Origin of the sequence: Streptomyces malaysiensis subsp. samsunensis (assembly GCF_024519315.1) — a bacterium.
GTDB classification, from domain to species: domain Bacteria; phylum Actinomycetota; class Actinomycetes; order Streptomycetales; family Streptomycetaceae; genus Streptomyces; species Streptomyces malaysiensis.
Genome location: NZ_JANIIC010000092.1, coordinates 1 through 14,037 on the forward strand (window position 1 = coordinate 1; position 14,037 = coordinate 14,037).

The following is a 14,037-nucleotide window of genomic DNA, read 5'->3' on the forward strand; positions in this document are numbered from 1 at the left end:
TCCGCCCCCCGCGGCGGGCGGGGCGGGGGGGGGGGGGGGGGAAGCCGCCGGCCGCAAGCCGGTTCACGCCTGTGCTGTCACCTGAGGGGCTGTGTCACCGTCTTGCCGAGGTTCGGGCCGGAGCCCAGCGGGAAGGCGGCGCGACGGGCGCGGCCGGGTGCGGCGAGGGTGACGGAGACCGTCAGGCCGGGCTGGTCGGGGTTGGCGACGCTCACCACGGCGGAACCGCCGTCCTCCTTGAGCATGACGATGGAGGGCTGATCGACCCGCAGTGTGCGGCCCGACCCCAGGTCGAGGGAGCCCGCGCCGTGGAAGGTCGCCATCGTCAGCCGCAGCCGCGGGTGGCGGACCGCTTGCACCTGCTCGTCGTTGCGCAGGATCCTGACGACCGGCTCGGCCGCGTAAGAGCGGACCTTCTCGGGCGCCGCGCCGGGCAGGAGGATGTAGGCGTACTCGGCTCCGTCCGGGGTGATGCCGTGGTCGAAGAAGAGGGTGAAGGCATTCCGCTTCACCGGATCACGGTCGAGCCAGCTCCCGGTCTGCTCCTTGTTCGAGACCTTCAACGGCCCGCCCTCCGGGAAGACATAGCCGATCTCGTCGTTGTACGCCCATGAGGCGCCGGTGGCGGCGGAATCGGTCCCCGGGCGTACCGCCTTGCCGCCGACGGAGGCATTGGACCTGGCCGCTCCCTGATTGACCGTCGTATGGACGGCATGCTGTGAGGTGGAACTGATCCCGGCGCCGAGCGCGACCACCTCATCGTCGAAGTAGAAGTAGCTCTTGCGCCCGGTGGTCGAGAACCGGTCGAGGGTGAAGACGCTCGCCCCGTAACGCCCGTCGGAGACGCCGCCGGTGAAGCTGCCGCGGTTGGCGGGACTCGACTGCGTCGTCACCTTGGTGTAGGGCGCGGTGACACCCGGGTAGTGGAACCAGTCGAAGGCGGGCACGAGGTCGTCGTATTCCCGGTTCGTGACCTGGATCGAGGTGGCTCCCGCGGCGTTCCAGTCGATCTCGTTGCCGACTTCGGGCCGGAAGGTGGAGCGGTACTCGCTGCCCTTCATCCGAGGGGAATTGACCCTGGTGAAGATTCCGTACTCGTCCCGCAGATGTGAGGAGAACTCCGAGCGCCAGAAGTACTTATGTCCGGTGACACCGTTCTCCCGGCTCTTCCCGCGGATATTGTCGGCGAGCCGCTGATACGCCGCCGAGTTTCTCTCATCGGCCCGGACCATCCGGTCGAGCGGCTCGAGGAAGTCGGCCGCGTAACTCGTAATGCCATCGATGGTGTTGGGGGGACGGTACCCGAGGTACATCATCCCGATCTCCCCGCGGATCAGCCAGCGGGTCCCGTCGAGGATGTAAAAGGCGATGGCGTCGATGTCCTCGGGCGAGAAGGCGAAGCCGGTGCCGCGCGCGACATCGGCCCAGGCCGCGACGATGGTGAACAGGGCCATGCCGTAGCCCTCGCTGTAGAGCTGCGCCCCATGTGCCCAGAAGGACGAGTCGACCTGCACCGCCTCGGTGACCTTACCGCTGCTGTCGACGGCGATCGTCTGCGACATGGTGGCGTAGCCCTGCTCGATGTCGGCGGTCGCGTGCTTCGCGACGGCTTCATAGAGGTAGTTCTCGGTTCTCCAGGAGCCGTTCGCCCCGACCGGGTCCAGACGGCCGGTGTTGTGGGCGTAGGTCACCTCCCGCGCCTCGGCGCTGAGTTCGTCGCCGACGAAGATCGACACCCGGCCCATGGCCATCGACTTGCCGATCTCGACTTCCCACCAGTTCGTGCTGGTCGGTTTGACACTGTCCCAGTAGAGAAGCGCGCGGTTCAGGGCCTCGATCAGCTCCGGTTTGCCGTAGCCCGCGGCATTCGGATCACGGTAGGCATGAGCCATGGCGATCATGCGGTACAGCGCGTGATACGGCGACCAGACCCGACCGTTGGCGGAACTGGTGGTGTCGGCGTAGTCCACATTGGGCCACGAGCCGTCGGCGCGCAGGGACTCGACATAGGCCAGGGCCTCGGACGTACGGGCGAGGAAGATGCCATTGGCGATCCTCACCTGGTCGCCCTGGGCAAGGAACCGCTGTTGCAGGCGTTCGATGATGAGCTGAATGTCATCCGTCACCGCTCGGCTCCCACCGGCTTCGGCGGCCCGCGCGAGAGCCGGCACTGCCAGCGTCAGCCCGGCGACACCGGCGGCGAGCCCGAGGCCCCCCAGTAGGACGCGACGTCGATCGGGCAGGGGTACGACTCCGTTTTCTGTCATGCGGACTCCTTTGGGCGCACTCAGATCCTGACAACGTTGCCGTGGGGGGTGTGTGTTGGTTGACGAGGTCTTCCGGGTGCTGATTCGGTCACGGCTTCGGCTTGGTGCACGCCGATGTCTAAACCGGTTTGAAAGTGACCCGTAAACAGTTACCGGCTACGGCCTGGGTACGTCAACAGTCGCGGCGCTGGGTGGACGAGGGCGGCGTGCCGGGCGTCGGTGGGATGGACGTCGAGCGCGGTGATGTCGTCCTCGAGCTGTGAGAGGCGGCGGGCGCGGACCGCAACGAGCTTCGCCACTCAGGGAGTTGCGCGATGGCCGCCCCATGGCAGGGGCCATCCGGAGATCGCCGCGACACCACTAGGCGGGACACCGTTTCATCGCGCCGAAGCTGAGTGATGTTGCACACATTCCGGTCGGCGGCTGCGGCTCCGGAGGCCCCAGCCGCAGGGGCGCGGGCCCGTCAACGCTCCGATGGGAAAGGGCGGCTGACGGCATGTCGGGGAGATCCGTGACGCCCGTACGGGTGGGCCGCCCGGGTGATCCGGTGGCTCCTTGCCGCGGGTATCGTCTCGAATATGAAAACCATTCGCATTAAGGGGCTGCTGGGTGTCTGCCTGCTGCTCCCCGGCCTCGCCGCCTGCGGCGCGAGCGGAACGGCCGCGTCCGGGGCCCGGGACGCGGCGCGGCCGTCCGGCGCGGTCGCGACCAGCTGCGGCCTGGGGTCGAGAGTGCCCGCTCCCCCCGAGCGGGCGATCTCCCTGGAACAGAACGCGACGGAGATCATGCTCAGCCTGGGGCTGGCCGACCGGATGATCGGCACCTCCTACCAGACGGATCCCGTGCTCCCCTCGCTGGCCACGGAGTACAGGAAGGTCCCGGTGCTCGCGGAGCAGTACCCCGACCACGAGGCCGTCCTCGCCAAGGAGCCGGACTTCCTCTACTCCACGCTCTCCTCGGCATACGCCGACGAGGCGGCGGGCCCCCGCGCGGACTGGAAGAAGCTCGGCGTGCCGGCCTACCTCTCCGCCCACGACTGCGAATCCCCCGGACTGACGTCCGACGAGGTGCGTTTCGACGCCGTCTTCGACGAGATCAAGGACATCGCCGCCGTCTTCGGCGTCGAGCGGCGCGGGGAGAAGACCGTCAAGGACCTGCGCGTCCGGCTCGACCGAGCGGTGCGCGAGGCACCGAAGAACACCGGCGCGAAGCTGATGTGGTACTACTCCGGCACCGCCACGCCCTACATCGCCGGACACGGCGGACTGCCCTCGACGGTCAGCAAGCTGGCAGGGGTGGACAACGCCTTCGACGACATCCACCAGAAGTGGCCGGCGGGCAACTGGGAGAAGATAGCCGAGCGCGACCCCGACGTCATCGTGCTGGCGGATCTGACCCGCGGAGGGGACGGGGACAGCGCCGAGGCGAAGAAGCGGTTCCTGCGCGCCAACCCGGTCACCTCGCGGCTCGACGCCGTGCGCAACAACCGCTTCATCGTGGTGCCCGGTTCGGCCATGGACCCTTCCATTCGCAGCGTCGGCCTGGCGGAGGCGCTCAGCAAGGGACTGACCGCACTCTACGGCTGACACCACCCACTCCCACCGATCGAAGGACACCCGCATGACCGACACCGCCGCTCTGCCCCCGCGCGCTCTCCTGGAGCGCTGGGACGCCCAGCAAAGCGCCTACGTCGCCCACCGGGAGCTGCGCTTCCAGGCGATGCTGGACGTACTGCGCCTCGGCCTGCCCGAGCAGTTCCACGTGCTCGACCTCGCCTGCGGCCCCGGCTCCCTGTCCGACCGCGTCCTGCGCGCCTTCTCCCGGGCGCGGGTCACGGCCGTCGACTACGACCCCGTGCTGCTACGGCTCGCCGGTGACGTGCTCGCGGAGTACGGCGACCGGGCCACCGTCGTGGACACCGACCTCGTACGGGCCGACTGGGCCGATCCGCTGGCCGGGGAGAGGATCGACGCCGTCGTCTCCTCGACGGCCCTGCACTGGCTCTCCCCGTCCCAACTGCTGCGTGTCTACACCGCGCTGGCCGGCCTGCTGCCGCCGGGCGCGGTCTTCCTCAACGCCGACCACCTGCGCTACGGGCCCGGGAATGAGACCCTGGGCGCCCTGTCCGGCCGGCACGACGCCGAGGTGCGGCGCACGGCGTTCGCCGCCGGGGCCGACACCTGGGACGCCTGGTACGAACTCGCGGTGGCCCAGCCCGGCATGCCCCCGCTCGCCGCCGAACGCGAGCAGCGGTTCACGGACCGCCCGCCGCAGCCGCTGGCGCCGCTCCACTTCCACCTTTCGGCCCTGCGCACCGCGGGCTTCGCCGAGGTGGGGACGGTGTGGCAGTACCTCGACGACTACGTGGTTTTCGCCCGCCGATGACAACTGCCACCACGAGGGCAGGGGATCGACGGGGCATGCTCTCCCGGAGCACGCTCGTCCTCGTCTGCTGCGCCGCTCTGCTGCCCTTGTCCGTGCTCGTCGCCGTCGGCACGGGCAGCGCCGACATACCGCCGCTGGACGTAGCCCGCACCATAGGCGCCCACCTCGGGGCGCCATGGGAGGCGTTGCCGCCGCTGCGCGACAGCATCGTGTGGAACCTGCGGCTGCCGCGCGTCCTGTTGGCCGCGCTGGTGGGGGCGGGACTCGCGGTGAGCGGCACGGTCCTTCAAGCCGTGACCCGCAACCCGCTGGCCGACCCCTACCTCCTCGGCGTTTCGGCCGGAGCGTCCACCGGAGCGGTCCTGGTCCTGGTGCTCGGCTTCGGCTCCCTCGGCCTGCCCCTCGGAGCCTTCACCGGTGCGATGGCGGCCTTCGGCTGCGTCCTGCTCCTGCTGGGCCGCTCGCTCGGCTCGGCGACCAAGGTGGTGCTGTCGGGTGTCGTCGCGTCCCAGCTGTTCAGCGCGCTCACCAGCCTCGTCGTCGTCCGCTCCGGCGACGCCGAACGCACCAGGGCGGTGACCTTCTGGCTGCTCGGCTCGCTCGCCTCGGCCGACTGGACCTCGGTGGGAGTGTGCGCCGCCACCACCGCCGCCGGCCTGCTGGTCTGCCTGCGGTACGCCCGCCATCTCGACGCACTCGCCTTCGACCGGGAGACCGCCTCGACCCTGGGCTTCTCGCCGCGCCGCACCGAGATGGCGCTGTACGGGACGACCGCCGTCGTCACCGGCGCACTCGTCGCGGCGAGCGGCGCCATCGGCTTCGTCGGCCTGCTGGTCCCGCACGCGGCACGGATGCTCACGCGAGCGTCCCACCGGATACTGCTGCCGTCCTCGGCCCTGCTCGGCGCGGTCTTCCTGATATGGGCGGACACGGCCGCCCGCAGCGCCTTCGGCGCCCAGGAGATGCCGGTCGGCGTGCTCACCGCGCTCATCGGCGTTCCGGCCTTCGCGGTGTTGCTGCGCAGACGAACGGCCACGCCGTGAGGGGCCCCGGCACCGTGCACGCGGCCCGCTCCCTGGAGTGGACGGCGAGCGGCCGCGCGGTCGTCGACGGCGTCACCTTCGCCGTGCCACCCGGGCGCTTCACCGCTCTGCTCGGGCCGAACGGCTCGGGCAAGTCCACCGTGCTGCGCCTCCTCGCCGGTCTGCGCCGCCCCTCGTCCGGGCAGGCGCTGCTGGACGGGTCCGACGTCACGGCCCTGAAACGGCGCGACGTCGCCCGCCGACTGGCCTTCGTCGCCCAGGAGAGCGCCCCGGACCTCGACACGACCGTGTCGCAGGTCGTCATGCTGGGCCGGGCCCCGCACCGCGGACGCTCGGCCACGACCGAGGAGGACGTCCGGGCGGTCGGACAGGCCATGGCGGCGATGGGCGTCACGGCGCTCGCCGAACGGTCCTGGGGCAGCCTCTCCGGCGGCGAACGGCAACGGGTGAACATCGCCCGGGCATTGGCCCAGCGGACCCCCGCCCTGCTGCTCGACGAACCCACCAACCACCTGGACATCAGCCACCGGCTCGACCTCATGCAGATGCTCTCGCGCACCGACGCCACGGTCGTCGCGGCGCTCCACGAACTCGACCTGGCCGCCCGCTACTGCGACCACTTGGTGCTCCTCGACGCCGGCCGCGTGGTCGCGGCCGGCCCTCCCACCACGGTGCTCACCCCGCCCCTCCTGGAACAGGTCTACCGAGTCCACGCCACCGTGGACCAAGGGCCGGACGGCAGACCGGACGTGCGTCTGGCCCCGCTGCCCCGGCGGTGAACGCCATCGGCCCGGCGTATCGGCCACGGCCGTCACCTGCGGGCCGTCGCTATTGAAAATGATTACCATCCCATCTAAGGTTGCTGTGGCCATGCCGAGGCCAGGGGCGGTCGTGTTGCCCTACCCGCGGCGCTGCGTACGAACGTTCCGCCGACGATCACGTGGCCGCGTGCGGGGGACGGAGGAAAGGCCGATTCTTGGCGCCCGACTGATGAGGGCGGCCACAACAGCGGATGAGGGGCAATGAGATCAGTTACGCGATCTGCGGGTGTGGTGGGGGTGCTGGCCCTGGTTGCGACCGGGCTTGTCTCGGTGGGGGCCGTCGCCGATGGTGGACCCGCTGTGAACGGTGTTCCCGCGTCCTCCTCGGCGGCGGAAGCCGCGGCCGGTGACGTACTCGACGAGCGCATCGTCATCGATGGTGGTCATGTTGACGCGATCGCGCCACGGCTGGTGAACGACGAGTTCCGCACGCTGTTCAAGGACAGCCGGACCAGTGATGTGGTGTGGCGCGAGCCGACCTCGGTCATCATGCACCTCACGTCGAAGGGCAAGGAGACCATCCCGGACCCCGCGGGCGGGCTCAGCTTCATCGGCAGCCCCGGTGATGTCTACTACTCAATTCCGCAGACGCAGAATCCCGAAGTCCTCTGGGCCGGCTGGAGCACTGAGGCTTTCCAATCCACCGATATCAAAGGCGACTTCAAGCTCTCGCTGGACAAGGTTGAGGGTCCGGGCTCCCTGCTGGTATTCGGTTGGTCGCCATTCGGTGAGCCGCTGATGCGGTTCGACTCCCGAGACGGTCTCCCGGACGCCTACAAGGTCCCGGCCCGCACACACGAGCATGCGAATTGGGTCTTCACCAAGGAGGGCGTCTACCGGATGACCTTCACCTTCGAGGCCAGACTCGCCTCTGGTGAGGACGTCTCCGACAGTCGAGTGTTCACCATGGCCGTCGGGGACGTCGATCCGAGTGGTGTATCGCTGCCCGGCGAGGACGGAGACACCGGTGGGCAGACCGGGGGCGGGCAGGACGGTGGTGGCGGGCAGACCGCTGGTGGTGGGTCCGGTGATGGGCAGACCGGTGGTGGCGGTGGCGAAGGGGCCGCTGGGGCGCAGGACGGTGGTGGCGATGCCGGTGGGTCCGGTGGTGCGCAGGTCGGCGGTGGCACGACGGGCGGGGGCACCTCACCCAACGGTGGGCTCGCCAACACTGGTGCGGGTGTGGCGATTCCGCTCGGTGTGGGCGGCGCGATTCTGTTCACCGCGGGAGCTGGAACGGCCGTGTCTCTCCACCGGCGCAAGCGGCAGAACGCATCCGCTGCCGAAGCGACCCCCGGCTCCTTCCTGACCTGACGGGAAGGGGCGGGCCCGGGGAGGAAAACCTGGGGGCCTGTCCGCGCGAGGAAGCAGTACAGACGACTTTGCGACGTGCCGAGTGCTGTCGCCGGAGAAGGAGTGGTCAATCCCATGGCAGCACCCAGGAATTCACCGTGGGCCGCGGTCGGCGTCATCGGTTCCGTGGCCCTCACCGCGGGCCTCGCGCCGGTCGCCTTCGCGGACAACCCCGACAAGGGGGTCCTGCCGGAATCCGCCCGGGGGGCGAATGTCGTCCTGTCCCTGGAGGGCGACAAGCTGGCGCTGGACCTGAGACGCCAGACGGGCGAGGCGTCCTCCTCGAAGGAGGTGTCCGCGCCTGAACACGTATCCGCGCCTGAACACGTATCCGCGGCGGACCTCGACCTCGGCGCCGACGCGAGGACCACCGTCCCCGCGGGGGACGACTACGCCTTCCTGGGCAAGTCCGGCAGTTCCGTATGGGTGCTCGACGCCCGGGCGGCCGGTACGAGAGCTCCGCGGTGGGACACGACCCGCATCCCGACCGGCGAGCTTGCCGACGACACCGTCGACTGGGCCTTCACCGATATCGAAGGGCCCGGCGACGTCATGGTGTTCGCGCCGGAGGAGAACGCCGCGCCCGACGCGAAGGCGACCGGCCCGAAGGTGCTGTTCGACAGCGCCGACGGATTCCCCGACGCGCAGACGCTGCCGGTTGCCGACAGCGGCGAGCTGGCCTGGGCGTTCACCAAGCCGGGAGAGTACCGGCTCATATCGGAGGCCACCGCCCGGCTCGCGACGGGCAGGACGGCCACCGCCACGACCGAGTGGACGGTGCGTGTCGGGGACGCCGCGGTGACAGTCACACCCGGTGACCCCGTTCCGCCCCGGATGTCCGCACCGTCGGCCACTGGCGGCCGCCCCGTGAGCCCTCCCTCGGCGGTCGGTCCTGCTGCCACGCCCGTGGCCAGGGCGAAGGGCGAGGGTGATATCGCCGATAAGAAGGTGGTCATCGATGACGGCCACGTGGACGCGATCGCCGGGAAGATGGTGAGCGGCAAGCTACGAACCCTGTTCAAGGACAGCCGCAACCCGGCCGACGTCACCTGGCGCGAACCGTCCTCCGTCGTGCTGCACGTCAATCCGAAGGCGAAGGAGAAGGTCCCCGCCGGCCGTACCTACACCTTCCTGGGGAAGGCGGGAAGCGACTTCTGGCTCATCCCTCAGGTACAGAAGCAGGGTGTGGTCTGGGCAGGATGGAACACCGAGGCTCTGGGTTCCGGTGACCTCAAGGGTCCGGTCGATATGAAGCTCACCAAGGTCGATGGCCCGGGTCCGCTGGCGATCTGGGAGACCGCCGGACTGGGCGGCGCGCATGTCCTCTACAGCAGCGAGGACGGGCTGCCCGACACCCGGAAGGTCGACCTCGGTGTGCACGCCCACGCCAACTGGGGCTTCGGAGCGGAGGGTGTCTACAAGGTGACCTTCCAGCTCAGCGGTACATTGCCGAATGGGCGGACCACGTCCGACACGCGGACGTACACGTTCGCGGTCGGTGACGTCGATCCGGGGGCCGTCACTCCGGGAGGCGGTGACCGCGATGGCGGTTCTCCCGGTGGGACCGGCGATGCCGATGGAGGAAGTGACTCCGGGTCTCGCGCGGACAGTGGTTCGACCGGTTCGGGCAGCAGCGGTGGCGGCTCGGCGGCGACTGGCGGCGGTGACCGTCCCGGCGGCAGCCTCGCCCACACCGGCGGCGCGGCGGCGATTCCTCTGGCCCTGAGCGCCGGTGTCCTCGTACTGGGCGGCGCGGCCGCGGTCGGGATCAGCCGCGGCAGGCGCCGTACGGCGCCCGCCGGCGGGGACCACCGGTAAAGGAACGGAGCGTTCGCGGCGCCATGTCTCGCGCCGCGAACACTCCGTTCCCTCCGCCGGGCCGGGTTCTCCGGCCCGGCGCCGCCCCCTGCTCGCTGGGAGTTTCTTCATCATGCGTATAGCCGGATCCGCCCTACGGACGCTGGCCGCCACCGCTGTTCTCGGTGTAGCGGTGGCAGGGTGCAAGGGCAACGCCCGCCCCGCCGCCGAACCCGAGAACCCGGACGCGGCACTGCGAGTGGTGACCACCACAGAAGTCCTCGCCGACCTGGTACGAGAGGTCGGTGGCGACCGCGTACAAGTCAACTCGATCGTGCCACCCGGCGGCGACCCGCATTCCTACGAGCCCACCCCGGCGGATGCGAACGCGGTCTCCAAGGCCGACGTCACCTTCACCAACCATCTGCTTCTCGAAGAGCACGCGCTGATCAAGACGGTGGATTCCAACGCCCGTAAGGGCACCCCGAACGTCTCACTCGCCGAAGCGTCGGAAACCTACGGTGCCAACGTCATTCCCCTGGTCGAGGACGTCGGCCTGGACGTGCTCTGGCTGGGTCTGCGCGTGCGCGGTGAAGGTGAAGCGCGGGGTGCGACCCGTTCCTCGGACATCCTGATGTCGGCCACTGATGTGCAGGGACCCGGTGAGCTGGTGGCCTATCTGACGGAGTCCCTCGGCCGGCCGAACGTCTACTTCAATTCGGCGGACGGCTTCACCACCAAGGACACCACCAGCCTGCCGCCGGCCGCGCACACCCATCTGAACTGGGCGTTCACCAAGCCCGGTGTGTACACACTGAGGCTTGAGGCGAAACTGCGGAATCCCGGCGGCAAAGCCCCCCAGCCGATCGGCACGGGCACGTTCACCTTCGCCGTGGGCGTCGACCCGCACACCGCGGCCGATCCCGGGGACACCATCCTCGACGACGGACACACCGACCTGACGGTCAACATCGACTCCGGCGAAATATCGGCATTCACCGACCTGCGCGCCAAGGGCAGGAAGCAGGAGGAGATACCTTCCGGCGATGTCGTCATCGATGTGCCGAACCGGGCCCTGGAGAAGGTCCCTGCCGGAAAGCGGTTCGCCTTTCTCGGCGAACCGGGGTCGGAGATCTACCAACTGCCGCAGGCCGTCCTGGGCAAGCATGTGCACGGTGAGATCGACCCGCACCTGTGGCAGGACGTACAGAACGCCAAGGCATACGTGCAGTTGATCCGTGACACCCTGAAAAAGGAGGATCCCAAGGGCGCGCGGATCTATGACCGCAACAGCAGGGCCTATGAGCAGGAACTGGATCGGCTGGATGACTACGTCCGCGCTCGGATAGGGCAGATCCCCGCGCACAAACGGCAGTTGATCACCACCCACGACGCCTTTGGATACCTCGCCGACGCCTACGGCATGAAGGTGGCGGGGTTCGTCGTGCCCAACCCGGCGCAGGAACCCAGCGCGGACGATGTGGAGAAGCTGTCCCGCACGATCAAGAACCTCAAGGTCCCCGCCGTGTTCATGGAACCCAACCTGGTCCAGCGCGCGACAGTGCTCACTCAGGTGGCCCGGGACCAGCATGTGAGGGTCTGCACACTCTACGGCGACGCCTTCGACAAGGACACCCGGCACTACACCGACATGATGCGGCACAACGCCGACGAGCTTCGCTCCTGCCTCGGAGGCATGAAGAAGTGAACACCACCACGATGCGCACGGGTGCCAGGGCCTCGGCTCTGGCGCTCCTGGTGGCATGGACCCCGGCACTTTCCGCGGCCGCCGAGTCTCCGGCCCCGGGGGCGGAGGCCGAGGCCGTGCCGGACACCGGCACGGGGCGGACGGTCATCGCGGACGGCCACGTCGATATCGGCCCGCGCTTCGACCACGGCCGCTGGACCGTGCAGATCCGCGACGACACGACCAAGCCCGCGACGTGGCGGGAGACCGCTGACGTCGTTCTTCATGTCAAGGACACGGCGAAGATCGAAGTCCCCGAGAGCAAGGAGTTCGGCTTCCTCGGCACACCCGGTGACCCGGTGTGGCTCCTGCCGCAGGTTCAACAGGCCGGCGTGCTGTGGCCCGGCTGGAACAGCCAGGAACCCAAGGTCGCCGCCTCCGTCGACCGGGAGGTGAACTGGCAGCTCACCAGCGTCAAGGGGCCCGGGGACTTCGTGCTGTTCCTCAACGGCAGCTTCGGCACCCCGAAGATGCTCTTCGATGGACGGAAGGAACTCCCGCAAGAGACCGGCATCGAGGTCAACAGCCACGTCCACGGCAACTGGGCCTTCACCGAGCCCGGAACATATCTCCTCGACGTGAGGATGTCGGCGAAGACGAAGGACGGAAAGAGCCACCGGAGCGAGCGCACGCTGCGGTTCTCCGTCGGACCTCAGGACCCACGGCGGGCATTCGTCGCCAAGTCGCCCGCGGAGAAGGGGACCACACCGCCGATCGACGCCGACACGGCGGAGCCACCGGACACCAACGATTCAGCCGCGCCCCTGTGGTGGGGTGCGGGCGCCGCCGCCGCGGTGGTGGCTGTCGCCGCCACCCTGACGTGGCGTCGCGGCCGAAACAGAGGACGGACCGCACCCTCCCGAGCCGAGAACGCCGCCCGCAAGGAAGGGGAGGGGCAGTGACCGACGTGGCCACGAGCGGAACCCCGGTGCTGGACGTACGTTCCGTCGCCGTTGATCTGGGCGGCCGTCTCGCCCTGAAGGACATCGATCTCACCGTGCGTGTCGGCGATCTCGTAGGACTCATCGGGCCCAACGGCGCCGGGAAAACCACGCTGCTGCGCGCGATCCTGGGCCTCCTCACCCCCCACACCGGCTCCATCCACCTCGACGGACAGCCCGCCGACCGCAGCCGTGGCACGGTCGGCTACGTACCCCAGCGTCATGAGTTCGCCTGGGACTTCCCGCTCCCGGTGGCCAAGGCCGTACTGACCGGCCGCACCCACCGCATCGGATGGCTGCGCCGCCCCCGCGCGGCCGACCGCGAGGCCGTCGACGAGGCGCTGGAACGCGTGGCCATGACCGAGTTGCGCCATCGGCCCATCGGCGAGTTGTCCGGGGGACAGCGCCAGCGTGTCCTGGTCGCCCGCGCCCTGGCCCTGCGGCCGAGGCTGCTTCTGCTCGACGAGCCGTTCACGGGCCTGGACGTCCCCACCCAGGAGCTTCTGACCTCCCTCTTCTCGCAGCTGAGCGACGAAGGCAAGGCGCTGCTGATGACCACCCATGACCTGCCCGCGGCCGCGGACCTGGCCACCCGGCTGTGTCTGCTCAACAAGACCGTCATCGCCGAGGGGCCTCCGGACACCTTGCGAGACCCCGCCGTCTGGCTGCGCGCGTTCGGCGTGGCCAAGTCCGACCAGCTGTTGACCTCTTTGGGGGTGACCCGATGAACAGTGTCATGGACTTCCTGACCGGCCCATGGGAGCACCTGTTCATGCGGCGGGCCTTCGCGGTGGCCGTCATGTGCGGCATCGTCTCGGGTGTCGTCGGCGCGCACGTCGTTCTGCGGGGGATGGCCTTCATCGGGGACGCCGTCTCCCATTCGGTCTTCCCCGGAGTGGCGATCGCCTTCGTGTTCCAGTTCAACCTGGTCCTCGGCGGTGCCGTCGCCGGGCTCCTCACCGCACTCGCGGTCGCGGTGTTCTCCCAGAACCGACGCCTGAAAGAGGACACCGTCATCGGCGTGTTCTTCGCCGCCGCGTTCGGGCTGGGCATCGTCATCCTCAGCACCGCGCCCGGCTACAGCGGTTCGCTCGAGTCGTTCCTGTTCGGACAGATCCTCGGCATCAGCGATGGCGATGTTGTCACCGTAGCCGTCATGGGCCTGATCCTTTTGCTGATCGCCGGGGCGGTACACAAGGAACTGGTCACAGTGAGCCTGGACCGGGAGACGGCGACGGCGATGGGTCTGCCGGTCTTCGCCCTGGACGTCGTGCTCTACGCACTCGTCACGGTCACGGTGGTGATCTCCCTCCAAGCGGTCGGGAACATCCTGGTCCTGGCCCTGTTGATCACCCCTGCGGCGTGTGCGCGACTGCTCACCGACAGGATCGGCATCATGATGGCCCTCGCACCGGCCATCGGCGCCGGCTCCGCGGTGCTGGGCCTCTACCTGTCGTACGCCTACAACCTCGCCGCGGGCGGACTCATCGTCCTCGTCGTCACCGGGGTGTTCATCGTGTGCTGGCTTCTCGCTCCGCGACACGGTCTCCTCACGGCCAGGACACATCGCCGCGGACACGCACTGGCACCCGACGATGTGGCGGCGGCCCCGGCGCAGCCGACGGACAACACGGCGCTGGTCGAGCGGACTCCGGCCGCATGACGCCGGTGCACCGACTTGGG

11 protein-coding genes are annotated in these 14,037 nt (G+C 69.2%); 10 read left to right on the top strand and 1 reads right to left on the bottom strand.

All coding sequences use genetic code 11. The features are described from left to right. Positions 1-77: 77 nt before the first annotated feature. Positions 78-2,267, bottom strand: a complete 2,190-nt coding sequence (locus NQU54_RS43840) for a polysaccharide lyase family 8 super-sandwich domain-containing protein (RefSeq protein ID WP_257635882.1) — start codon at positions 2,265-2,267, stop codon at positions 78-80. Between the two features lie 578 nt (positions 2,268-2,845). Here NQU54_RS43840 and NQU54_RS43845 point away from each other — a divergent pair. From NQU54_RS43845 to NQU54_RS43890, 10 genes are all read left to right on the top strand, one after another. Further along, on the top strand, positions 2,846-3,853 hold the full coding sequence (locus NQU54_RS43845; protein ID WP_257635883.1) for an ABC transporter substrate-binding protein: 1,008 nt from the start codon (positions 2,846-2,848) through the stop codon (positions 3,851-3,853). 34 nt (positions 3,854-3,887) lie between these two features. After that, a complete protein-coding gene (locus tag NQU54_RS43850) occupies positions 3,888-4,652 on the top strand; it encodes a class I SAM-dependent methyltransferase (protein ID WP_257635884.1) in 765 nt (254 codons plus the stop codon). Positions 4,653-4,687: 35 nt separating this feature from the next. After that, positions 4,688-5,695, top strand: coding sequence for a FecCD family ABC transporter permease (locus NQU54_RS43855; protein ID WP_257635885.1), 1,008 nt, complete (start codon positions 4,688-4,690; stop codon positions 5,693-5,695). Then, positions 5,692-6,474, top strand: a complete 783-nt coding sequence (locus NQU54_RS43860; RefSeq protein WP_257635886.1) for an ABC transporter ATP-binding protein — start codon at positions 5,692-5,694, stop codon at positions 6,472-6,474. The genes NQU54_RS43855 and NQU54_RS43860 overlap by 4 nt, the downstream gene beginning before the upstream one ends. A 342-nt stretch (positions 6,475-6,816) precedes the next feature. Next, positions 6,817-7,830 (top strand): choice-of-anchor M domain-containing protein, encoded by a 1,014-nt coding sequence (locus NQU54_RS43865; RefSeq protein WP_257635887.1) that lies wholly within the window; start codon positions 6,817-6,819, stop codon positions 7,828-7,830. A gap of 114 nt (positions 7,831-7,944) precedes the next feature. Beyond that, positions 7,945-9,687 carry a choice-of-anchor M domain-containing protein gene (locus NQU54_RS43870; RefSeq protein ID WP_257635888.1) on the top strand — a complete coding sequence of 581 codons (1,743 nt, stop codon included), beginning with the start codon at positions 7,945-7,947 and terminating at the stop codon, positions 9,685-9,687. 112 nt (positions 9,688-9,799) lie between these two features. Next, positions 9,800-11,374, top strand: a complete 1,575-nt coding sequence (locus NQU54_RS43875; protein WP_257635889.1) for an anchored repeat ABC transporter, substrate-binding protein — start codon at positions 9,800-9,802, stop codon at positions 11,372-11,374. After that, the gene (locus NQU54_RS43880; RefSeq protein WP_257635890.1) at positions 11,371-12,315 is read left to right on the top strand and encodes a TIGR03773 family transporter-associated surface protein; all 945 of its coding nucleotides are present in this window, start codon (positions 11,371-11,373) and stop codon (positions 12,313-12,315) included. Before NQU54_RS43875 ends, NQU54_RS43880 begins: the two co-directional genes overlap by 4 nt. Beyond that, the gene (locus NQU54_RS43885) at positions 12,312-13,082 is read left to right on the top strand and encodes an anchored repeat-type ABC transporter ATP-binding subunit (protein ID WP_147967039.1); all 771 of its coding nucleotides are present in this window, start codon (positions 12,312-12,314) and stop codon (positions 13,080-13,082) included. The genes NQU54_RS43880 and NQU54_RS43885 overlap by 4 nt, the downstream gene beginning before the upstream one ends. Further along, positions 13,079-14,017 carry an anchored repeat-type ABC transporter permease subunit gene (locus NQU54_RS43890; RefSeq protein WP_257635891.1) on the top strand — a complete coding sequence of 313 codons (939 nt, stop codon included), beginning with the start codon at positions 13,079-13,081 and terminating at the stop codon, positions 14,015-14,017. Before NQU54_RS43885 ends, NQU54_RS43890 begins: the two co-directional genes overlap by 4 nt. Positions 14,018-14,037 lie beyond the last annotated feature (20 nt).